The following is a 22,199-nucleotide window of genomic DNA, read 5'->3' as shown; positions in this document are numbered from 1 at the left end:
ATCGAAATTACTCTTCACGGGCCGTAGCCTCCGCACTGATAGGGCTGGCGTATTCGGCCTTCAACCGACCGTCCTGGTCCAGAAGCCAGGCGTCCATGATTTGACGCACCATGGGCGCTGCGACGCCGGAGCCGGACTCGCCGTTCTCGACCATCACCGACACCACGATTTGCGGGTTGTCGGCTGGTGCGAAGCCGACGAACAAGGCGTGGTCGCGATGGCGCTCCTGAACCTTGGAGCGGTCGTACTTCTCGCCCTGCTTGATCGCGACGACCTGGGCTGTACCACTTTTGCCGGCAATCCGGTATTGAGCGCCAATCGATGCCTTGCGCGCGGTACCACGGGCACCGTGCATTACCTGCTGCATGCCGTGGTTGACCTTGGTCCAGTCGGACGGGTCGCGCAGAATGATGTCCGGCATCGGGTTTTCATCCTTCGGTCGCTCGCCTTCGACGGTCTTGGCCAGGTGCGGACGGTTCCAGACACCCTTGTTCGCGACCAGCGCCGTGGCCTGGGCCAGTTGCAATGGCGTTGATTGCATGTAGCCCTGACCAATCCCCAGAATCAGCGTTTCGCCCGGGAACCAGGCCTGGCGCCGGGTTGCACGCTTCCACTCACGTGTAGGCATCAGCCCCGGCGACTCTTCGAACATGTCCAGCGATACCTTCTGGCCGATGCCGAACTTGCTCAAGTACGCCGACAAGCGATCGATTCCCAGTTTGTGGGCCAGGTCGTAGAAGTAGGTGTCGTTGGACCGCATGATCGCCGTGTCCAGATCGACGTAGCCGTCACCGGTACGGTTCCAGTTACGGTATTTGTGATCGTAGCTGGGCAACTGGTAATAGCCGGGGTCATACACCCGAGTCGATGCGTTGACCACGCCCGAATCAAGACCGGCAATCGCTACCGCCGGTTTGATGGTCGAGCCCGGCGGGTACAGACCACGCAACACGCGGTTGAACAGTGGCCGGTCGATGGAATCGCGCAGCTCGGCATAGGCCTTGAAGCTGATGCCGGTAACGAACAGATTCGGGTCAAAACTCGGCTGACTGACCATCGCCAGGACTTCGCCGGTTTTCGGGTCCAGCGCCACCACTGCGCCACGGCGACCGCCGAGTGCAGCTTCGGCCGCTTCCTGCAATTTGATGTCCAGGCTCAGGACGATGTCCTTGCCGGAAATCGGTTCGGTACGTTTGAGTACCCGCAGCACGCGGCCACGGGCGTTGGTCTCGACTTCTTCGTAACCGACCTGACCGTGCAATTCCGGCTCGTAGAAGCGCTCGATGCCGGTCTTGCCAATTTGATGGGTGCCGCTGTAACTCACCGGGTCCAGAGACTTGAGCTCTTTCTCGTTGATCCGCCCCATATATCCCACCGAGTGCGCAAAGTGCGCGCCCTGCGGATAGTGACGAACCAGCTGCGCGACCACTTCCACGCCCGGCAGACGGAACTGGTTCACCGCGATGCGGGCGATCTGTTCTTCGGTCAGCTCGAACAGGATCGGCACCGGCTCGAACGGCCGACGCCCCTGACGCATGCGCTTCTCGAAGATCACCCGATCCTCGGGCGTCAGCTCCAGCACTTCGACAATGACGTCGAGCACTTGCTGCCAGTCGCCGGAACGCTCGCGGGTCATGCTCAGGCTGAAGCTGGGCCGGTTATCCGCCACCACCACGCCATTGCGGTCGAAAATCAGCCCGCGCGTTGGCGGAATCGGCTGCACATGGACGCGGTTGTTTTCCGACAGGGTCGAGTGGTACTCGTACTGAATCACCTGGAGGAAATACAGACGCGCGATCAGCACACAGATCAGCGACACCACCGCAATTGCCCCGAACACGACGCGGCCACGCACCAGACGGGCGTCTTTTTCGTGGTCCTTGATGCGGATCGGCTGGGGCATGAGGGCAGAACTACTTGTGGTAAGGGTGGCCGGACAGGACTGTCCAGGCACGATACAGCTGTTCGCCGATCAGGATTCGCACCAGCGGGTGCGGCAACGTCAACGGCGAGAGCGACCAGCGCTGATCGGCCCGGGCACAGACTTCCGGCGCCAGCCCTTCGGGGCCGCCGACCATGAAATTCACCGTGCGCGAGTCCAGCCGCCAGCGATCGAGCTCGACCGCCAGCTGCTCGGTGCTCCAGGGCTTGCCGTGGACTTCGAGGGTCACAACGCGCTCGTTCGGCCCGACCTTGGCCAGCATGGCTTCGCCTTCCTGACGGATGAAGCGCGCCACGTCGGCGTTCTTGCCACGGGTGTTGAGCGGTATTTCCACCAGTTCCAGCGCCAGCTCGGACGGAAGACGCTTGGCATATTCATGCCAGCCTTCTTCCACCCACTTGGGCATGCGTGAACCGACGGCGATCAGTCGCAGTCGCACAGCGGTCCCTTATTGCTGGTCTTTGTTGAGCTTGACGAAGTGCTCATGGGTGTTTTCCGGGCTGTGGTGAGCCGCGTTCAGAGCACGGCTCTGTTCTGCACCGGACCACAGACGCTCCAGGTCGTAAAACTGACGAGCCGAAGCGGTCATCATGTGCACGATGACGTCATCCATATCCAGCAGGACCCAGTCGCTGTCGCCCTTGCCTTCTTCACCCAACGGCTTGACGCCCAGGGCTTTGACCGCTTCGCGGACCTTGTCCAGCATCGCGCCGATCTGACGGTTCGAAGTACCGGTCGCGATGATCATGAAGTCAGTGATGCTCTGCTTTTCACGAACGTCGATGACCTGGATATCCTGGCCCTTCACGTCTTCCAGGGCCGCTACGGCAACCTTGACCAGCTCTTCGCCGCGCAGCTCAGGGCCGGTTGGAACCTCTACTGGCAGCGGGGCGCTCTTGAACGTGCCTTTGCGCTTTACTTTAGTTACGTCTTTGTTCGTCATATAAAACTCGTTTTGCTCGTATGTTCGGGCGCTTCGTTACACGTGATCACGTGCCTTGAAGCGCTCCCTTTTTCAGTTCGACGCACGGTAGAGACCGTGCGCATCGATGTAGGCCAGGACCGCGTCGGGCACCAGGAAACGTACCGACTTACCGCTGGCCAGCAGTTGACGGATCTGGGTGGCGGATACCGCGAGCGGCGTCTGCCAGACGAATGCAATCTGTCCGCTCGGCCCTTTGAGGGCCAGCGGGTCGCTCACCGAGCGTGCCGCCAACAGATTGCGCAAGGCATCCGGCGGTTCGCTGTCGGCATCCGGGCGTTGCAGCACCAGGATGTGGCAATGCTGGAGCAACTCTTCCCAGCGGTGCCAAGTGGGCAGGCCGCAAAATGCGTCCCAGCCCAAAAGTAGAAAAACCTGGTCTTCAGCGGCCAGTTCAGCGCGCATCAGTTCCAGGGTGTCGATGGTGTAGGACGGTTTGTCCCGCTGCAGTTCGCGGGCGTCCACCACCAACGGCGCCACACCGGCCACCGCGCACTCGACCATCGCCAGACGGTCTTTCGCCGATACCTGCGGCGTACCGCGATGAGGCGGTCTGGCACTGGGTGTCAGACGCAGCTCATCGAGCGCCAGCGATTCGGCGACTTCCAGCGCACTGCGCAAATGGCCGATGTGCACCGGGTCGAAGGTCCCGCCCAGCATACCGATGCGTCGAGGCGCAGGCTCACTGGCGGTGTCCGGGGCTGACAGGCCGAGGTCGCCCAAGTCAGTCCGACGCCTGGCCGCGCAACTGGCCATCCCCGACCACGATGTACTTCTCGCAGGTCAGACCTTCGAGGCCCACCGGGCCGCGGGCGTGCAGCTTATCAGTAGAAATGCCAATCTCGGCACCCAATCCGTATTCAAAGCCATCGGCGAAGCACGTCGGGGTGTTGATCATGACCGACGATGAATCGACTTCCGCGACGAAACGCCGGGTGTCAGCAAGGTTTTCGCTGACGATCGAATCGGTGTGATGGGAGCCGTACTTATTAATGTGATCGATGGCCTGGTCCAGCCCGTCAACCACACGGATCGAGAGAATCGGCGCCAGGTACTCGGTGTTCCAGTCTTCTTCGCTAGCGGCAACAGCCTCGATGATCGCCCGGGTGCGTTCGCAACCGCGCAGCTCGACGCCTTTTTCGCGGAGCTGTGCAGCCATCGATGGCAGGAAATCCTTGGCGACCGATTGGTCCACCAGCAGGGTTTCCATCGCACCGCAGATGCCATATCGGTAAGTCTTGGCGTTGAACGCGATGCGCTGGGCTTTCGGCAGGTTGGCGTGAGCACTGACGTAAACGTGACAGATGCCGTCCAGATGCTTGATCACCGGCACGCGGGCATCACGGCTAACACGTTCGATCAGGCCACGGCCGCCGCGGGGCACGATAACGTCGACGTATTCAGGCATGGTGATCAGTGCGCCAACGGCGGCGCGATCGGTGGTTTCGACCACTTGCACCACGGCGGCAGGCAAATCGGCTTCGGCCAGACCGCGCTGGATGCAGGCGGCAATGGCACGATTGGAATGAATCGCCTCGGAGCCGCCGCGCAGGATGGTCGCGTTGCCGGACTTCAGGCACAGGCTGGCAGCATCGATGGTCACGTTCGGCCGGGATTCGTAGATGATCCCGATCACGCCCAACGGCACGCGCATCTTGCCGACCTGAATACCCGACGGGCGAAAGCTCATGTCGCGGATCGCGCCGACCGGGTCCGGCAGAGCCGCTACCTGACGCAAACCGACGATCATGCCGTCGATGCGTTCCGGGGTCAGCGCCAGACGCTCAAGCAATGCAGGTTCAAGACCATTGGCACGGCCAGCGGCCAAATCCAGTTCATTGGCAGCCGTCAGCTCGGCGCGTGCGGCGTCCAACGCATTGGCAGCAGCCTGCAAGGCGCGGTTTTTCTGCGCGGTGCTGGCACGGCCGATGACGCGAGAAGCTTCGCGGGCAGCGCGACCCAAGCGGGTCATGTAGTCAAGAACGGACTCAGTCATTGTCTGCTGTGGTCTTGGCAAAGAGGAAAGCGGCAGATTATAGCTGTCACGTCTCCCGACTAACAGCGGTGACGGGCGGATGGTCGAAATGGAGGGCAATTTGCCGACGTTCAGCCGTGATTAAGCTGCAAATTGTTATCATCGCGACTCAATCAGCCCTGATAAACGCCGTTCATCATGACCAACCTGACTGTTCGCACGTCCGCGACGAGCCTGCCCAAGGGGCTCGAGGATGCATTTTTCGACAGAGACGCCCAAACGCTGGCGCGGGATTTACTCGGCAAAGTCATCCGTCACCGGGTCGGCGACCTGTGGCTCAGCGCCCGGATTATCGAGACCGAAGCCTATTACTGCGAAGAAAAAGGCAGCCACGCCTCCCTCGGCTACACAGAAAAACGTAAGGCTTTGTTTCTGGATGGCGGCCACATCTATATGTATTACGCCCGTGGCGGCGACTCCCTGAACTTCAGCGCCCAGGGGCCGGGCAATGCTGTGCTGATCAAATCCGCCTATCCGTGGGTCGATGACTTGAGCGGGCCGGCGAGCCTGGCGCAGATGCTGTTGAACAATCCCGACGCCCAGGGCCGCCCTCGCCCCTCGCAAGAGCTTTGCGCCGGACAGACTTTGCTTTGCAAGGCGCTGGGCCTGAAGGTGCCGGTCTGGGACGCCAAGCGCTTCGACCATGAAGTGCTGCTGGTGGAAGATGTCGGCCCGGCGCCCGTTCACATCATACAAACCACGCGTTTGGGCATTCCCCATGGGCGCGATGAGCATTTGATGTACCGCTTCGTCGATGCGGCTTACGCGCCGTATTGCACGCGCAACCCCTTGCGGCGGGGGCAAGTCGAAGGTCGCGATTATTTTTTGCTGTGAGTACAACCCCTGCGGGGGTCAATTAATAAGAGGGAGTTGTTTTTATGGGCCCATGGCTCGATAGCGTGACCAGTTGGTTGACGGTCAACCCGCAATGGCTGGCCGCGGCGGTGTTCATAGTGGCCTGCGTGGAATGCCTGGCGATTGCCGGGCTGATCGTGCCCGGCACGGTGCTGCTGTTTGCCGTGGCGGTACTGGCCGGCAGCGGCGCGCTGTCGCTGGGCGAAACGCTGTTGCTGGGGTTTCTCGGCGGCGTGCTGGGCGACATCATTTCGTACTTCCTCGGGCGACATTTCCATCAGAACATCCGGCGCCTGCCAGGGTTGCGCCATCATCCGGAATGGATCGCCGGGGCCGAGGCGTATTTCCAGCGCTACGGCATCGCCAGCCTGCTGGTCGGGCGCTTCATCGGCCCGCTGCGGCCGATGTTGCCGATGGTCGCGGGGATGTTCGACATGCCCTTCCCGCGCTTCGCAGCCGTCAGCCTGCTGGCCGCCGCTGGCTGGAGCGTCGCATACCTGCTGCCCGGCTGGGCCACCGGGGCGGCAATTCGCTTGCCGTTGCCAGAGGGTTTCTGGCCTGAGGCCGGCATCGTCGCCGGCAGCATCGCCGTCATGGTGGGCTTGAGCATCACCAGCAGCATGCGCCGTCATCGCAAAGCGACGATGCTGATTACTGGAATGAGCTTCCTGATTTTGGCGGGACTGTTTATCGGCTACCCGTACCTGACCGCCCTCGATCAGGGCGTGATGACCCTGGTGCAGGAACAACGCAGCCCGCTGCTCGATGAAGTGGCGGTCACGTTCACGCTGATCGGCGAATTCCGCAACATGCTGGTGTTCAGCGCCCTCCTGACGGGTTTGCTGTTGCTCACCCGACAATGGCGCCAGGCGATTTTCGCCGGTAGCACCCTGCTGTGCACCGCGCTGGGCAACACCGTGACCAAACACTTTTTCGCCCGTGTACGCCCGGAAGTGTTGAGCGATCCTCTGACCAGCTACAGCATGCCCAGCGGCCACGCCTCGGGTTCTTTTGCGCTGTTTCTGACGCTGGCCGTGCTGGCCGGCCGCGGACAACCGCCGCGCATGCGCCTGACCTGGCTGCTATTGGGTTGCTTGCCGGCACTGGCGATTGCCCTGTCGCGGGTGTACCTCGGCGCGCACTGGCCAACAGATGTGCTGGCCGGCGCGATGCTGGCAGCGTGCGTGTGTGCGGCGAGCTTGTGGCTGAATCAGCGCCCGGCGCCGCTAAACGCCATGCCACCGAAGGTCTGGTGGCTGGTGTTGCCGGCGCTGGTGGCGCTGTTCGGTTTCTTTGCGTTGCGGCATTTGCCGAATGCGATGTTGCGGTATGCGTATTAAAGATGCCGATAAAACGCGCCATTCATTGCACGAATGAATGGCGCGAATTCATTCTTCCACCCCAGTGGGCTTATCAATAATCTTGAGTACGAAAGTGGCAGGCGCACCATTAAAAGCAGGATGCCCCGTAACATTCGGATCTACATTTTTGAAATGTATCTTCCCTTCCTTCTCGGCACGATATAAAGCTTTTTTATTTGTCTCGCTCACAAGACGCACATAAGAAGGGCCAGGGGCAAGATCTGCTAGTCCGACTTTTGACACAACATCCTTACTGATCGAAAAATAATCGGACGGAGCGTTATCACTCACGGACAAATGATGCGTACCGCCTTCTATTCTCAACCGCCATCCTTCATAAATGCCCCGCAGAACGGCGGTGACAACATAGTTTTCACCGTGCGGAACAAATTTCAGTAACAAGGGCTTGTCATCTTCATGATCGGCCAACGTAACAAAACTCGAGCCGCCAATGTCGGCCAGGGCGACTTCGACATCCAACTGCTCGCGCCTGGTGATCCGTGGGTCTCGCAGCCGTAGCTTCAGACGCTGTTGATTGAGCACCAAGGGCAGACCATTGAGGTAAAGATTAGCTGTAAATGCTTTGTTATTATCCAGAGACATAAAACCACCTGCATTTTATCAAACTCGATATTATTTAATGCCCGCCCATTCAGCCGGGAACTCTGAAAACAAGAAAATCGACGAAATATAAAAAGACGGCCTAAGCTACCGCAGCCACGGGCACATCTTTAACAGGAGGTTTTACGCGTTTGCGCTTACGGCGCTCAAGCACCATCAAGTCAGCATAAACGCCCGCAGCGCCTATCACCTTATCGACGTTATGATCGACCGCTGCATGTTTCAAAATATACTTGCCAGCAATATCGTCCCAGAACGCCCCTTCATCTTCATAAACAATCATAATTCCATCCTTATCATTAATCAGGCCACCCACTCCTTGTGGGCAACTTGAAATTAAGACAAAGACAAAATCAAAACAATGCTGGCAGACAAACCAAGTTAATACAAAGTACAACTAAGCAAATAACTCCCCCTGCAACTCATCCAGCAGCGCCTGAATCGCATCCAGTCGCTGCTGCGGATCATCGAGTTGCAGCAGGTCGATCTTGTCCACTTCGGCAAACGGCAGCAGGTACGCCAATTGATTGGCCAGCGACTGTTGCCCCGTCGCCTCGGTGCCCATGTTCAACGCTTCGACCATCGGGTGTTCGGCCAAGGCTTTGAGCAGTGCAACCAGGTCGGCGTCCTCGTCCTGCAGCGGTTGCTCAGGTTCGTCCTCCAGCCACTCGACCTCGGCGACAGTCAGCTGATCGCGCTGAATCTCGGTGCGCAGCACGTGGAAACGCCGTCCGCCCTGCACCCGAATGCCCAGCAAGCCATTGTCCTGCTGTTTGAAATCAGTGATCAGCGCCTCGCATCCGACCAGCGCGTAACCCAACGGGGCAATGCCGACTTCTTCGCCGTCGAGGATGCACACCACGCCGAAGCCGCCGCCCTGTTTCATGCAGCGACTGATCATGTCCAGGTAGCGCGCCTCGAAGATCTGCAAATCGAGGATACAGCCAGGAAACAACACCGTGTTCAGCGGAAAAAGCGGCAAGCTCATAGACATTTCCTTACACCACCATCGACACCGCCAACGGCAGGAAAACTGCCGTGGCCACGCCCATCAGACTCATCGCCAGCGCCGCGAAGGCGCCGCATTCTTCACTTTCCTGCATCGCCACCGCCGTGCCGACCGCGTGCGCCGTCATACCCAGCGCCATGCCACGCGCCTCAGGGCTGTGCACTCCCAGCCTGGTCAAAAGGCTCGGCCCGAAGATCGCCCCGATCACCCCGGTGATCAATACGAACACTGCCGCCAGCGCCGCAACGCCACCGATCTGCTCTGCCACCAGCATGGCAATCGGCGACGTCACCGACTTCGGCGCCATGGTCATCAGGATCATGTGTTCGGCACCAAACGACCAGCCCAGCAATACACCCATGCCGGTGGCGACGACGCCACCTATCACCAGCGTAGTAAATATCGGCCAGAACAACTGCCGAATGCGTCGCAGATTGAGGTACAGCGGTACAGCCAGCGCCACGGTCGCCGGCCCGAGCAGGATGCTGAGAATCTCGGTGCTCTTGCGGTACTCGGCATAGGTCAGGCCGCAACCCACCAGTACGCCAATCACCAGCAGCATCGAGACCAGCACCGGTTGCAGAAAGATCCAGCGGGTTTTCTCGAACGCCGCCAGCACCAACTGATAAGCCCCCAGCGTAATACCGATACCGAACAACGGATGATGAATCACCGATGCCCAGGCGCCGTGCCCGTCGAAGATCATTGGCCATCCTCACGATGAGCGTGACGCTTGACCATGCGCTGCATCAGCACGCCAGCGAAGGCCAGGGACAGCAACAGTGACAACACCAGCGCGCCGACGATGGCCCAAAAATCTGCGGCAATGTCTTTGGCATAAACCATCACACCCACGGCTGGCGGCACCAGCAATAACGGCAGGTAACGCAGCAGACTGCTGGCCGCGAGGCTCAGCGGTTCGCCGACCTGGCCACGGCTGATCAGGAACACCAGCAGCAACAGCAGGCCGACAATCGGTCCCGGCAGCACCGGTAAAAACAAGTGGTTGATGGCTGTGCCCAACAATTGGAACAGCACCAGCCAGGTCAGGCCACGTAACAACATCCGTCATCTCCCGCAAATTCGCGCTCGGCATTATAAGCACGTCAACGCTATAGACCGGCATTCGCCAAAATCATGGTCAGTTGACCGGAGCCATTTGCCATGTTGATCTAAAGTGGTAATCCGGGAGGTCAAATCCCCCCACCTCAAAACTATAAAAGCGATGAACCCAAGGAGAGTCTCAATGCCCTATGTTCCAGTTGCAGAGCTCAAAGATTATGTCGGCAAGGAACTCGGACGTTCCGAATGGCTCACCATCGATCAGGAGCGCATCAACCTGTTCGCCGAAGCCACTGGGGACTATCAGTTCATCCACGTCGACCCGGTCAAAGCCGCGCAAACGCCATTTGGCAGCACCATTGCACACGGTTTCCTGTCGCTGTCGCTGATCCCCAAACTGATGGAAGACATCCTGATCCTCCCTGAAGGGGCGAAGATGGTGGTCAACTACGGCTTGGATACCGTGCGTTTCATCCAGCCAGTGAAGGTCAATTCCAGGGTACGACTCAAGGTCGACATGAACGAAGTCATCGAGAAGAAACCCGGCCAATGGCTGCTCAAGGCCACCGCCACGCTTGAGATCGAAGGCTCGGACAAACCGGCCTACATCGCCGAGCCACTGTCTCTCTGCTTCGTGTAACCCATCCCGGATGCGAAGCAGCTCACGCTGTTTCGCGCCCTCTCCTGTTTTCCCGGCTATATAAGGTCATAGAGCTGCGGCATACTCGGTCGCCTAATTGCCCGGATCCCGCTATGCGCCCACTTGCACTCCTCGCTCTGACCCTATTGCTCACCGCTTGCGGCGACGGCGAATCGCTGTTGCCCCCCGACGCCCGGTTGCCGGACGGCGGACGCTATCGCGGTGAACTGGTCAACGGATTGCTGCAAGGCCAGGGCCGTATCGATTACCCGAACGGCAGCTGGTACGCCGGCGACTTCGACAAGGGCCAATGGCATGGCCAGGGCGAATGGCACGGCAGCAACGGCGAAGTCTATCGCGGGGGATTCAATCTAGGGCTGTTCGACGGCAAGGGCACACTGACCACCAGCGGCAGCAGCTTCACCGGCAGTTTCAAAGCCGGTCGACGGGACGGTGAAGGCACCCTCAAAGAAAACGGTATGACCTACCGCGGTGAATTCAAGGCCGATCAATATTCAGGGCTCGGTCGTCTCGAACTCGGAGACGGCAGCTCGTATCAGGGCCAGTTCGCTCACGGCAAACCCAACGGCGAAGGCCAACGGGGCGACGCCAGCGGCAATCAGTTCACCGGGCATTTCGTCGACGGTCAGCTTGAAGGCAACGGGACTTTCAACAGCGCCGATGGCGATATCTATGTCGGCGGCTTCAAGAACAACCAACTGCACGGCAAGGGCCGCTACGAGAACGCCGACGGTGATGTCTGGCTCGGTCAATTCAAGGAAGGATCGCTGAACGGCAAGGGCGAGTTGATCGGCGCCGACGGCAGCCATTACATCGGTCAGTTCAGTGACTGGCGCTTTTCCGGCCAAGGTCGATTGAACCTGTCCGACGGCAGCTTCTACATTGGTCAATTCGACGGTGACAGTTACTCGGGGCACGGCACCCTGGTGCTGACTGACGGCACAGTGCAAAGCGGTACGTGGATTAATGGCCAGCGTGTTCGCGATGCCAATGGCAAGCTGCTGCCCGATAGCCTGGAACTCGGTTTGCTGGCCCAGGGCCGTTTGCTCGACGATGCACTCTCCAACGTGCCGGCTTCGACCCCGGCAGTCGAGTTGTACACCCTGACACTGGGCGGTGACGGCAAGCAAAGCGTGTTCCTGCGCGAATCCGATTACGTCAGCAATATGCTCAGCAGCCGCTTTGGTGCGTTTGGCCAGATCCGTCTGGTGAACCATCGCGACCACCTTGTCGACCGGCCGATGGCCACCCGGGAAAACCTGCGCCGCGCCGCCGCCACCCTGGCCGAACGCAGTGGCCCGGAAGACTTGATCTTCATTTACATGACCAGCCACGGCACCAGCGAACACGAACTGGTGCTCGACCAGCCGCGCATGGAACTGTCCGATCTACCGGCCGACGAACTCGCCGCGGTTCTCGCACCGCTGAAAAACCGCGACAAGATCATCGTGATTTCATCCTGCTACTCCGGTGGCTTCATTCCGGCGCTCAAGGATGAACGCACCCTGATCATGACCGCCTCGCGCGCTGACCGCGTGTCCTTCGGCTGCTCGGAAGAAGCCAACTTCACCTACTTCGGCGATGCGCTGTTCGCCCAGGCACTGAACCAGACCGACGACCTGGAGCAAGCCTTCAAACTGGCCAAGGCCACCGTCGCCGAGCGCGAACTGGCGGACAGCTTCGAAGCCTCTGAACCGCAGATCTGGGCGCCGAAAACCGTTCTCTCTCACTGGCAGCTGTTACGCAAGCAGCAGGCACGAAAGGCGTTGCAAAGTGTCTCTATCAGCAGCAAGGACGCAAAGAGCAACTAAGCTGAATAGTATCAAGGGGGAAACACTATGTACTTGACGCCTCAGCACGTATTGCTTGCCGGAGCTACCGGCTTGACCGGTGAACATTTACTTGATCGCCTGCTCAATGAGCCCACGATCTCAAGAGTATTGGCGCCCTCACGCCGGCCATTGGCCGAGCATCCCCATCTGGAAAACCCGGTCGGCGACCCGGCGGTGTTTCTGCCGCAACTGAGCGGTCGCGTCGACATCGCCTACTGCTGCCTCGGCACCACCATCAAACAGGCCGGCTCGGAGCAGGCGTTTCGCGCGGTGGACCTGGACATGGTGGTGGCGTTCGCCAAACGTGCACGGGAGATGGGCGCACGGCACCTGATCGTGATCAGTGCCCTGGGGGCCGATCGGAGGTCGTCTATTTTCTACAATCGGGTCAAAGGCGAGATGGAATATGCATTGCGCGCACAGGACTGGCCGCAACTGACCATTTGTCGACCTTCGCTGCTGCTGGGCGAGCGCATGGAACCGCGTATGGCTGAGCAATTCGTCGGGCCCTTGTCCCGCTTGATCCCGGGCAAATACCGCGGCATCGAAGCCTGCCAACTGGCCCGCGCCATGTGGCGACTGGCGCTGGAAGAGCAGGATGGGGTGCGGATTGTGGAGTCGGATGAGTTGCGCAAGTTAGGCAAGTAATCTTCATCGTCTGGCTTGCTCGCGAAGGGCACGACTCCGATTCGTAGCCGAACGCTACAACCCGCCCGTCGCCTGAAAACTTACCCCGATCACCGTAAGCACCGACAGCGGCAACAGCAGCGTGTCGAGCAACGCACTGGCCGGCAGGTCGATGCCCGGATAGCTCGGGGCTTCGGCGCCGAAGTGGTCCATGGCGCAGCAACCGCCGTTCATGGCATACAAATCCAGACGCGTCCCCGAATACACCACCGGCGCTCCGGGCTTGGCGGCATCAAGCGTTCGCGCCGTGGCGCAGCCAGCCAATTGCAGCGCCAGCACAATTGCCAATAGCTTATTCATCGCTGGTCAGATGGTGTTCGCCCCAACGCGGCAGCATGTCCTGGGGAATGTTCAGCAGATTGAGAATTCGCGCCACGACAAAATCGATCAAGTCGTCGATGGTTTGCGGCTGATGATAAAAGCCTGGCGACGCCGGCAAAATCGTCACGCCCATGTTCGACAACTTGAGCATGTTCTCCAGATGGATGCTCGAATACGGCGCCTCACGCGGCACCAGAATCAGCTGACGACGCTCCTTCAAGGTGACGTCGGCGGCACGCTCGATCAGGTTGTTGCAAGCCCCCGTCGCAATAGCGGACAAGGTCCCGGTGGAACACGGCACCACCACCATCGCCGCCGGCGCGCCGGAGCCCGAGGCGACCGGCGACATCCAGTCTTCCTTGCCGTACACCCGAATTTGCCCGGCGGCAGCGCCAGTGTATTCGGTGAGGAAGGCCTGCATCATCTGGGTTTTCGGCGGCAACGTCACGTCAGTCTCGGTGGCCATCACCAGTTGCGCAGCCTTGGAGATCAGGAAGTGCACCTCGCGGTCTTCGCGAATCAGGCAGTCAAGCAGGCGCAAACCATATTGGGCGCCCGAAGCGCCGGTCATCGCCAGCGTGATGCGCTCCGGGCCGTTGTTCATTGCAGCGCCTCGGCGAGTTTGGAGTGCAGGCCGCCGAAGCCGCCATTGCTCATGATCACCACGTGAGTGCCGGGCTGGGCCTGGCTCTTCACACGCTCGATGATACCTTCCAGCGAATCGCTGACGATCGACGGCACCGTACACAATGCAGCAGTCGCCCCCAGATCCCAACCGAGGTTGGCCGGCGCATACCAGATCACCTGATCGGCATCGACCACGCTTTCCGGCAAGCCGTCGCGGTGAGCACCGAGCTTCATGGAGTTGGAGCGCGGCTCGATGATCGCAATCAACGGGGCATCGCCGATGCGCTTGCGCAGACCGTCGAGGGTCGTCGCAATAGCCGTCGGATGGTGAGCGAAGTCGTCATAGATGGTAATGCCACGGACCTCCGCGACTTTCTCCATCCGGCGCTTGACGCTTTTGAATGCGCTCAGCGCAGCGATGCCCATGGACGGCACAACACCGACGTGGCGCGCCGCAGCCAACGTGGCCAGGGCGTTGGCGACGTTGTGCTGACCGGTCATGTCCCACTCGACCACACCTTGGGCAACACCTTCGAACATCACTTCAAACTTCGAACCGTCTTCGCTGAGCAGCTTGACCTGCCACTGACCGCCGGCACCGGTGGTTTGCACCGGCGTCCAGCAGCCCATCTCGATCACACGCTGCAACGCAGGCTCGGTGGTCGGATGGATCACCAGGCCTTCGCTCGGGATGGTCCGCACCAAATGGTGGAATTGCCGCTCGATGGCTGGCAGATCGGGGAAGATGTCGGCGTGATCGTATTCCAGGTTGTTCAGGATCGCCGTGCGCGGGCGGTAGTGAACGAACTTGGAGCGCTTGTCGAAGAACGCGCTGTCGTACTCGTCGGCTTCGATCACGAAGAACGGTGTACCACCCAAGCGAGCGGACACCGAGAAGTTTTGCGGCACACCGCCGATCAGGAAACCCGGGCTCATGCCCGCGTGTTCCAACACCCAGGCGAGCATGCTGCTGGTGGTGGTTTTGCCGTGGGTACCGGCGACGGCCAGCACCCATCGACCTTGCAGCACGTGATCCGCCAGCCATTGCGGGCCGGAGACGTACGGCAAGCCTTTGTTCAGCACGTATTCGACAGCCGGGTTGCCGCGGGACATGGCATTGCCGATCACCACCAGATCCGGTGCCGGATCGAGCTGCGCCGGGTCATAGCCTTGGGTCAACTCAATACCCTGAGCCTCCAGCTGAGTGCTCATCGGCGGATAGACGTTGGCATCGGAGCCCGTCACGTGATGGCCCAGCTCTTTGGCCAGAACCGCCATCGAACCCATGAAAGTGCCGCAGATACCAAGAATGTGAATGTGCATTAGTCGACCTCGTAAAACATGGCCGCAGGTTAGCGTAGGGTGGGGGAAATCGCACCTTGTGTTTAGACTGGCCGACGATGACTTCCCATTATGCTACTCGACATTCAGAATCGGCCCACGCTGTGCGACAGCGTAGTACGGCAAGGTTTTCCTTGATAATACGGCCCTTACCTCCTGGATGACTGCTCGGAAACTGCTCATGAATAACAAGACGTCTCAACTCAGCATCACGCCTGGCTCAAGCACGAAAAAACTGTCCGCCGGGCAGCGGAAATTCAACGGACTTGTCAAAAAAATCGAAAAACAGCGCCAGACGCTCCTGGCATGGGAAACCGCCACCCCTTTATATATTGAACGCTGGCGCGAGGAGTTCATTCCTCAGTTCCACACATTTAGTCAACGCTCGCTTGAGCTTGTGCAGGTTCTGGATGAACTCAGCGAACGGATCAAACTCTCGAAAACCGATCGCCACACGTTGATTCAGGAGATTTGCGCCCAGACCTTGTCGTTGATCGATAGCGGCAACTACACCGATGAAGATAAAGCCACCTTGAAAGCGCTGTACAACAAGCACAGCGGTCGTGACTTCGATGCCGACGCGAGTGAAGACGACGAGTTATTGAAACAGGGATTGCAAGAGATATTCGGCGTTGATCTGGGCGACGATATCGACACGTTATCTGCTGAGGAAATTGCGCAAAAAATGCACGAGCGCCTGTGGGCCGAGCAAACGGCGCAGCAGCAGCAAAGCACCGGCAAAAAAACCGCAAGCCATCTGCGCCAGGAAGCAGACGCCGCCCAAGCCAGTCAATCTGTGCGCGAGATTTATCGCAAGCTGGCCAGTGCCCTGCACCCCGACCGAGAAACAGACCCCGAGGAGCGCGAACGCAAAACCGTGCTGATGCAACGAGTCAACCACGCCTATGGCGAACGGAACCTGCTTGATCTGCTGCAACTGCAATTGGAAATCGAGCACATCAGCGCAGACACCCTTGATGCACTTCCCGCTGATCGGCTTAAACATTACAACCAGGTATTGTCCGAGCAACTCGGAAAGCTGCAAGACGAAGTGTTCGAAAAGGAGCTGGCGTTCAAACAGCAATTCCAGCTCGATCCGTTCGATGAGGTGACACCCAAAAACCTGGCTGGCAAGTACCAATATCAGCTCGACATGCTAATTAACGACACAGAAGAGCTGAACGGCCTGCGCGAAGAACTGAAGGACCCCAAAATTTTGAAAGCCTGGCTCAAGGAGCAAAGGGAGTTTCAGAAGTATCAGAAGGCTATGGACGCCATGGACCTTGAAACGGACCTGTTCGATGAGTTCCCGGATACGTTTTTCCGCTGAATATCGGTCATTGGGCTTGACTCAACTTCACACTTCTTAACGAGCAATCCCATGCTTGCGCAACTTTCTATAAAGGGTGTTGCGACTGACGCCCAGTTGCTCGGCGGTGTGCGTCATGTGCCAGCGCTGTTCCTCCAGGGCATTAAGCAGCGCCAGCCGCTCGGCATCCTCCAGCGGATGCTCCGACGGCTGTTCAGGGGCCGCGACCGGTAGCGGCCGAGCCTGACGAATCATCGTCGGCAAATCCTCAAGGCCAATCCGTCCGCCATCGCACAACGCCGCCAACGTGCGCAGCACATTACGCAACTGCCGCACGTTCCCCGGCCAGACGAAGGCCAGCAACGCCTGGCGTGCCGGACCGTCGATCAATACGGTTTCCCCGCCCGCTTCTTCGGCCAGCAAAAAGTCGAGCAACTGAGACTTGTCACTGCGATCACGCAACGCCGGCAGTGCAACTTCCAGCCCGTTGAGCCGGTAATACAAATCTTCGCGGAAGCTGCCGTCCTGCACCCGCTCCAGCAGATTGCGGTGAGTGGCGCTGATGATCCGCACATTGACCGACTCCGGTTCGCCGCCGATCGGCACCACCTGACGATCTTCCAGCACCCTTAAAAGCCGGGTCTGCAAGGCCAGGGGCATGTCGCCGATCTCATCGAGGAACAAGGTCCCGCCATCGGCCTGCTGCAACTTGCCGCGCATGCCTTCCTTGCGCGCGCCAGTAAAGCTGCCGCCGCGATAACCAAACAGTTCGCTCTCGATCAGGCTTTCGGGGATGGCTGCGCAGTTGAGGGCAACGAAAGCTTTTTCTGCTCGCTGGCTGGCCTGATGGACGGCTTTGGCAAACGCTTCTTTGCCGGATCCGGTTTCGCCGTTGATCAGTAGCGGTACGTCCCGCTCGAACACGCGCAAGGATTTGCGGAAGGCTTCCTGCAACCCCACGTCGCCCAGACAAATGCCCGACAAGCGCGAAGATTCGGCGATCACCGGGCTTTGCACCACTGGCACAGGAATGCTGCGTGGTTGCCCGCGCAACACCGCAAACAGACTCCGCCCGTCGCGCGTGCGCAACGGCCAGCTGGCGCTGGCATTGACGCTGGCGCGGCCGAGCAATTCATCCAGCGAGCAATCGAAAAACGCCTCCACCGGCTTGCCCAGCAGCCCACCGCGAATATGCCCCAGCAGGTTCAGCGCACTTTGGTTGACCGCGCTGATCCGCCCCTCCCCGTCAAACGCCAGTAACCCTTCGCTGAACAGCCCGACGGATTCGGCCTGAAGGTGAAAACGCAGCAACCACTGATTGTCGAAATAGCGCAGGAAATAGCAGCTCTCGATCATCTTCGCCGAAAGATTGACCAGGGCCATGGTGTGGAATTGACTCTGACGCGAGACCTCGTGGCGCGCCGAGGACACATCGAGCACCGCCAGCAGTTCGCCGTGTGGGTCGAACACCGGGCTCGCCGAGCAGGTCAGGCCGGTGTGACGGCCGCGAAAATGCTCGTCCTGATGGATGGTCAGTGACTGACGCTCCACCAGACAGGTGCCGATGCCGTTGGTACCTTCGCAGGCTTCGCTCCAGTCAGCCCCGAGCCAGAGACCAGCGCGTTCAAAAATCTTCCGCTCGGCAGGCGCGGTGACGCAATTGAGGATCACGCCGCGGGCGTCGGTCAACAAGACCGCATGGCCGGCGCCGGAGAGTTGCTGATGAAGGCTGGTCATTTCGCTGCCGGCGATGTGCAGCACCTGCTGCAAGCGCTCGCGGCTTTCCAGGACGCGGCCATGTTCCAGCACTGTCGGTGCCATAGCCAGGGCCGGGTCGAGGTGATAGTCCTCAAGACAGCGCAGCCAGGAACGGGCAATCGACGGATCGCTGCCGGGGCCGTGCAGGTGGGATTTTCCCTGAGTGACGGTCAGGACCTGCTGGGCATGGCGACTCAAATGGTTGTCGTGCATTTCTTATTGTTCTCCCCGGGGCTCGGCGACCCGTGCTTGAGGTGACGCCCAGCATCCTCCTGCCATCGGCGCATTGCAATGCTGGCGAGACCGACCCGTCACACGCTGTGCCAAAAGCGGCACAAAGTGTCACGGGGACCGTACCGAAAGCGTCACAGGCAGCGTCCGCCGGTCCGACAAAAACTGCGTAAGGCCTTGATTTGCCTGACCTGCAAGGCAATGGCCCGACCTTTGCTCTACGCTTATAACAAGCGCACAAGCGCGCTCTCTTATAAGTACAAAAGCCAAGGAGAAATCACCATGCGTTACGCTCACCCCGGTACTGAAGGCGCTATCGTTTCGTTCAAGAGCAAATACGGTAACTACATCGGCGGCGAGTTCGTCGCGCCTGTTAAAGGTCAGTACTTCACCAATACCTCGCCAGTAAATGGCCAACCGATTGCCGAATTCCCGCGCTCCACGGCCGAAGACATCGAAAAAGCCCTGGACGCTGCCCACGCGGCCGCCGATGCCTGGGGCGCCACGTCCGCCCAGGCTCGCTCGCTGGTGCTGCTGAAAATCGCCGACCGCATCGAACAGAACCTCGAAGTCCTGGCGATCACCGAATCCTGGGACAACGGCAAAGCCGTGCGTGAAACCCTCAACGCCGACATCCCGCTGGCAGCCGACCATTTCCGCTACTTCGCCGGTTGCATCCGCGCCCAGGAAGGCAGCGCCGCCGAGATCGACGGCAACACCGTGGCCTATCACATCCATGAACCATTGGGCGTGGTCGGTCAGATCATCCCGTGGAACTTCCCGATCCTGATGGCCGCCTGGAAACTCGCCCCGGCCCTGGCCGCCGGCAACTGCGTGGTGCTCAAGCCTGCCGAGCAAACGCCGCTGGGCATTACCGTGCTGATGGAACTGATCGGCGACCTGCTGCCGCCGGGCGTGCTGAACGTGGTGCAAGGCTTCGGCAAAGAAGCCGGCGAAGCACTGGCCACCAGCAAACGCATCGCCAAGATTGCCTTCACCGGTTCGACCCCGGTCGGCTCGCACATCATGAAATGCGCCGCCGAAAACATCATTCCGTCCACCGTGGAGCTGGGTGGCAAGTCGCCGAACATCTTCTTCGCCGACATCATGCAAGCCGAAGAGACCTTCATCGAAAAAGCCGCCGAAGGCCTGGTGCTGGCGTTCTTCAACCAGGGCGAAGTCTGCACCTGCCCTTCCCGCGCATTGGTGCAAGAGTCGATCTACGACGACTTCATGAAAGTCGTGATGAAAAAAGTCCTGTCGATCAAACGTGGCGACCCGCTGGACACCGACACCATGGTCGGCGCCCAGGCGTCCGAGCAGCAATTCGACAAAATCCTTTCGTACCTGGAAATCGCCAAGGGCGAAGGCGCCGAGCTGCTGACCGGCGGCAAAGTGGAAAAACTCGAGGGCAGCCTGGCGACCGGGTATTACATCCAGCCGACCCTGCTCAAGGGTACCAACAAAATGCGTGTGTTCCAGGAAGAAATCTTTGGCCCGGTGGTGAGCATCACCACGTTCAAGGACGAAGCCGAAGCCCTGGCCATCGCCAACGACACCGAGTTCGGCCTGGGTGCCGGCCTCTGGACCCGCGACATCAACCGCGCCTATCGCATGGGCCGTGCCATCAAGGCCGGTCGTGTGTGGACCAACTGCTACCACCTGTACCCGGCGCATGCCGCGTTCGGCGGCTACAAAAAATCCGGCGTCGGTCGTGAAACCCACAAAATGATGCTCGATCACTATCAGCAGACCAAAAACCTGCTGGTGAGCTACGACATTAATCCGTTGGGCTTCTTCTAAAAAGCGTGGGCGGGACAGGTATTCCTGTGTCGCCCTTCACATAGCTTTCGCGAGCAAGCCCGCTCCCACAGTGGACTTGTGTCGACCCATTCCAGTGGACTCACACAACCCCCCTGTGGGAGCGGGCTTGCTCGCGAAGGCGTCCTCACCGACAACACCGAACATCGCCCTGCCGCTCTGGCACGGGCTTTGCGTGCCCGTTCTGCACGAAAACGTCGCACCTGAAAGTCCAACAGATCAAACAATAAAAAAGACAGCGAGGACTTATGACTTCTACTACACAGCTCAAACCCACACTCGGCACCCTGCATTTATGGGGAATTGCCGTCGGCCTGGTGATTTCCGGCGAGTATTTCGGCTGGAGTTATGGCTGGGGCACCGCAGGGACCCTGGGTTTCCTCGTCACCGCACTGATGGTGGCGACGATGTACACCTGTTTCATCTTTAGCTTCACCGAATTGACTACCGCGATTCCCCACGCGGGCGGGCCGTTTGCCTACAGTCGGCGGGCCTTTGGTGAGAAAGGCGGACTGATCGCCGGCATCGCCACCCTCATCGAATTCGTCTTTGCGCCCCCGGCGATTGCCATGGCCATCGGCGCCTACCTCAACGTGCAATACCCGGAACTGGACCCCAAGATCGCCGCCGTTGGCGCCTATTTTGTGTTCATGAGCCTCAATATTCTCGGCGTCAGCATCGCCGCCACTTTCGAACTGGTGGTCACCGTGCTGGCGGTTGCCGAGTTACTGGTGTTCATGGGCGTCGTTGCGCCGGGCTTCAGCTTCAGTAATTTCGCGCTTAACGGCTGGTCGGGCGCCAACGAGTTCACCATGGGCTCGATCCCTGGCATCTTTGCGGCGATCCCCTTTGCGATCTGGTTTTTCCTTGCGATTGAAGGCGCGGCGATGGCGGCCGAAGAAGCCAAGGACCCGAAGCGCACGATTCCCAAGGCTTACGTCAGTGGCATTCTGACCTTGGTGTTCCTGGCCATCGGCGTGATGGTGATGGCGGGCGGCGTTGGCGACTGGCGTCAACTGTCGAACATCAACGATCCGTTGCCTCAGGCAATGAAAGCCGTGGTCGGCAACAATTCGAGCTGGATGCACATGCTGGTGTGGATTGGCCTGTTCGGGCTAGTAGCAAGCTTTCACGGGATCATTCTTGGCTACTCGCGGCAGTTCTTCGCCCTGGCTCGCGCCGGTTATCTGCCTCGTTCGCTGGCCAAGCTCTCGCGCTTTCAGACTCCGCACCGGGCGATCCTGGCTGGCGGCGTGATCGGCATCGCAGCAATCTACAGCGACGGCCTGGTCAACCTGCAAGGCATGACCCTGACGGCAGCGATGATCACCATGTCGGTATTCGGTGCCATCGTGATGTACATCATCAGTATGCTGAGCCTGTTCAAACTGCGTAAAACCGAGCCGAACCTTGAACGCACCTTCCGCGCGCCGGGTTATCCGATCGTGCCGGGTATTGCGCTGTTTCTGGCGGTGGTGTGCCTGGTGGCGATGGCCTGGTTCAACACACTGATCGGGTGTGTGTTCCTCGGGTTTATGGCTGTCGGTTACTTGTATTTCCAATTGACCGCCAAGCAGCGCTTCGATGCGCCGGCTGACGCGATGCTCGAAGGCGTCTGAGTTGCACCGGCGCCGGGCCTGTTGCCCGGCGCCTGCCATATTGAAGTGCACGCAGATCCAGTGTGGGAGCGGGCTTGCTCGCGAAGGCGGTGTGTCATCCGACACATGTACTGGATGACACACCG

22 protein-coding genes are annotated in these 22,199 nt (G+C 59.7%); 8 read left to right on the top strand and 14 right to left on the bottom strand.

Annotated features, from left to right (window positions below; translation table 11 throughout):
- Positions 1–7: 7 nt before the first annotated feature.
- From mrdA to FQ187_RS01110, 5 genes are all read right to left on the bottom strand, one after another.
- On the bottom strand, positions 8–1,903 hold the full coding sequence (gene mrdA / locus FQ187_RS01130) for a penicillin-binding protein 2 (protein WP_149628090.1): 1,896 nt from the start codon (positions 1,901–1,903) through the stop codon (positions 8–10).
- 10 nt (positions 1,904–1,913) lie between these two features.
- Complete coding sequence (gene rlmH / locus FQ187_RS01125) at positions 1,914–2,381, bottom strand: 23S rRNA (pseudouridine(1915)-N(3))-methyltransferase RlmH (RefSeq protein WP_007937439.1); 468 nt, start codon at positions 2,379–2,381, stop codon at positions 1,914–1,916.
- A 9-nt stretch (positions 2,382–2,390) separates the two neighbouring features.
- Positions 2,391–2,885, bottom strand: coding sequence for a ribosome silencing factor (gene rsfS / locus FQ187_RS01120; RefSeq protein WP_033054148.1), 495 nt, complete (start codon positions 2,883–2,885; stop codon positions 2,391–2,393).
- Between the two features lie 72 nt (positions 2,886–2,957).
- On the bottom strand, positions 2,958–3,647 hold the full coding sequence (gene nadD / locus FQ187_RS01115) for a nicotinate-nucleotide adenylyltransferase (RefSeq protein WP_256667260.1): 690 nt from the start codon (positions 3,645–3,647) through the stop codon (positions 2,958–2,960).
- A gap of 1 nt (position 3,648) precedes the next feature.
- Positions 3,649–4,920, bottom strand: a complete 1,272-nt coding sequence (locus FQ187_RS01110; protein ID WP_149628088.1) for a glutamate-5-semialdehyde dehydrogenase — start codon at positions 4,918–4,920, stop codon at positions 3,649–3,651.
- 177 nt (positions 4,921–5,097) lie between these two features.
- Here FQ187_RS01110 and FQ187_RS01105 point away from each other — a divergent pair, with 177 nt between their 5' ends.
- Both FQ187_RS01105 and FQ187_RS01100 read left to right on the top strand, forming a co-directional pair.
- A complete protein-coding gene (locus tag FQ187_RS01105; RefSeq protein WP_149628087.1) occupies positions 5,098–5,793 on the top strand; it encodes a DNA-3-methyladenine glycosylase in 696 nt (231 codons plus the stop codon).
- A 44-nt stretch (positions 5,794–5,837) separates the two neighbouring features.
- Positions 5,838–7,154 (top strand): bifunctional DedA family/phosphatase PAP2 family protein, encoded by a 1,317-nt coding sequence (locus FQ187_RS01100; RefSeq protein ID WP_149628086.1) that lies wholly within the window; start codon positions 5,838–5,840, stop codon positions 7,152–7,154.
- A gap of 48 nt (positions 7,155–7,202) precedes the next feature.
- On the opposite strand, the gene FQ187_RS01095 is transcribed toward FQ187_RS01100, so the two are convergent.
- The 5 genes from FQ187_RS01095 to FQ187_RS01075 all read right to left on the bottom strand — a co-directional run bounded on the left by FQ187_RS01095 (position 7,203) and on the right by FQ187_RS01075 (position 9,870).
- On the bottom strand, positions 7,203–7,778 hold the full coding sequence (locus FQ187_RS01095) for a hypothetical protein (protein WP_149628085.1): 576 nt from the start codon (positions 7,776–7,778) through the stop codon (positions 7,203–7,205).
- A 100-nt stretch (positions 7,779–7,878) separates the two neighbouring features.
- On the bottom strand, positions 7,879–8,193 hold the full coding sequence (locus tag FQ187_RS30210) for a hypothetical protein (protein WP_256667259.1): 315 nt from the start codon (positions 8,191–8,193) through the stop codon (positions 7,879–7,881).
- Positions 8,194–8,784, bottom strand: coding sequence for an LON peptidase substrate-binding domain-containing protein (locus tag FQ187_RS01085; RefSeq protein ID WP_149628084.1), 591 nt, complete (start codon positions 8,782–8,784; stop codon positions 8,194–8,196).
- Between the two features lie 10 nt (positions 8,785–8,794).
- Positions 8,795–9,511 carry an LrgB family protein gene (locus FQ187_RS01080; RefSeq protein WP_149628083.1) on the bottom strand — a complete coding sequence of 239 codons (717 nt, stop codon included), beginning with the start codon at positions 9,509–9,511 and terminating at the stop codon, positions 8,795–8,797.
- Positions 9,508–9,870, bottom strand: a complete 363-nt coding sequence (locus FQ187_RS01075; protein WP_046048699.1) for a CidA/LrgA family protein — start codon at positions 9,868–9,870, stop codon at positions 9,508–9,510. The genes FQ187_RS01080 and FQ187_RS01075 overlap by 4 nt, the downstream gene beginning before the upstream one ends.
- A 181-nt stretch (positions 9,871–10,051) precedes the next feature.
- Here FQ187_RS01075 and FQ187_RS01070 point away from each other — a divergent pair, with 181 nt between their 5' ends.
- The 3 genes from FQ187_RS01070 (at position 10,052) to FQ187_RS01060 (ending at position 13,008) form a co-directional block, all read left to right on the top strand.
- Positions 10,052–10,507, top strand: a complete 456-nt coding sequence (locus tag FQ187_RS01070) for a MaoC family dehydratase (RefSeq protein WP_123367685.1) — start codon at positions 10,052–10,054, stop codon at positions 10,505–10,507.
- 113 nt (positions 10,508–10,620) lie between these two features.
- Entirely contained in the window at positions 10,621–12,339 is a 1,719-nt protein-coding gene (locus FQ187_RS01065; protein ID WP_149628082.1) for a C13 family peptidase, read from the top strand.
- A gap of 27 nt (positions 12,340–12,366) precedes the next feature.
- Complete coding sequence (locus FQ187_RS01060; RefSeq protein WP_129440872.1) at positions 12,367–13,008, top strand: oxidoreductase; 642 nt, start codon at positions 12,367–12,369, stop codon at positions 13,006–13,008.
- A gap of 54 nt (positions 13,009–13,062) precedes the next feature.
- Here the strand turns inward: FQ187_RS01060 and FQ187_RS01055 are convergent, their stop codons facing one another.
- Genes FQ187_RS01055 through mpl form a run of 3 tightly spaced genes read right to left on the bottom strand, consistent with a single transcriptional unit; the run spans position 13,063 to position 15,318 of the window.
- The gene (locus FQ187_RS01055) at positions 13,063–13,347 is read right to left on the bottom strand and encodes a YceK/YidQ family lipoprotein (protein ID WP_129440870.1); all 285 of its coding nucleotides are present in this window, start codon (positions 13,345–13,347) and stop codon (positions 13,063–13,065) included.
- Positions 13,340–13,972: a flavin prenyltransferase UbiX gene (gene ubiX / locus FQ187_RS01050; protein ID WP_008152788.1), complete on the bottom strand. Its 633-nt coding sequence runs from the start codon at positions 13,970–13,972 to the stop codon at positions 13,340–13,342. Before ubiX ends, FQ187_RS01055 begins: the two co-directional genes overlap by 8 nt.
- Positions 13,969–15,318: a UDP-N-acetylmuramate:L-alanyl-gamma-D-glutamyl-meso-diaminopimelate ligase gene (gene mpl, locus FQ187_RS01045; RefSeq protein ID WP_149628081.1), complete on the bottom strand. Its 1,350-nt coding sequence runs from the start codon at positions 15,316–15,318 to the stop codon at positions 13,969–13,971. The genes ubiX and mpl overlap by 4 nt, the downstream gene beginning before the upstream one ends.
- Before the next feature lie 199 nt (positions 15,319–15,517).
- Between mpl and FQ187_RS01040 the strand changes: the two genes are divergently transcribed.
- The gene (locus FQ187_RS01040; RefSeq protein WP_149628080.1) at positions 15,518–16,666 is read left to right on the top strand and encodes a J domain-containing protein; all 1,149 of its coding nucleotides are present in this window, start codon (positions 15,518–15,520) and stop codon (positions 16,664–16,666) included.
- Between the two features lie 36 nt (positions 16,667–16,702).
- On the opposite strand, the gene FQ187_RS01035 is transcribed toward FQ187_RS01040, so the two are convergent.
- Positions 16,703–18,616 carry a sigma-54-dependent Fis family transcriptional regulator gene (locus FQ187_RS01035; RefSeq protein WP_149628079.1) on the bottom strand — a complete coding sequence of 638 codons (1,914 nt, stop codon included), beginning with the start codon at positions 18,614–18,616 and terminating at the stop codon, positions 16,703–16,705.
- Between the two features lie 300 nt (positions 18,617–18,916).
- Between FQ187_RS01035 and FQ187_RS01030 the strand changes: the two genes are divergently transcribed.
- Both FQ187_RS01030 and eat read left to right on the top strand, forming a co-directional pair.
- The gene (locus FQ187_RS01030; protein ID WP_038981365.1) at positions 18,917–20,437 is read left to right on the top strand and encodes an aldehyde dehydrogenase family protein; all 1,521 of its coding nucleotides are present in this window, start codon (positions 18,917–18,919) and stop codon (positions 20,435–20,437) included.
- 266 nt (positions 20,438–20,703) lie between these two features.
- The gene (gene eat, locus FQ187_RS01025; RefSeq protein WP_149628078.1) at positions 20,704–22,074 is read left to right on the top strand and encodes an ethanolamine permease; all 1,371 of its coding nucleotides are present in this window, start codon (positions 20,704–20,706) and stop codon (positions 22,072–22,074) included.
- Positions 22,075–22,199 lie beyond the last annotated feature (125 nt).

This window comes from Pseudomonas sp. ANT_J28, assembly GCF_008370005.1.
In the GTDB taxonomy this organism is placed as follows: Bacteria; Pseudomonadota; Gammaproteobacteria; order Pseudomonadales; family Pseudomonadaceae; genus Aquipseudomonas; species Aquipseudomonas frigoris.
This window is presented reverse-complemented; position numbering and strand designations above follow the sequence as displayed.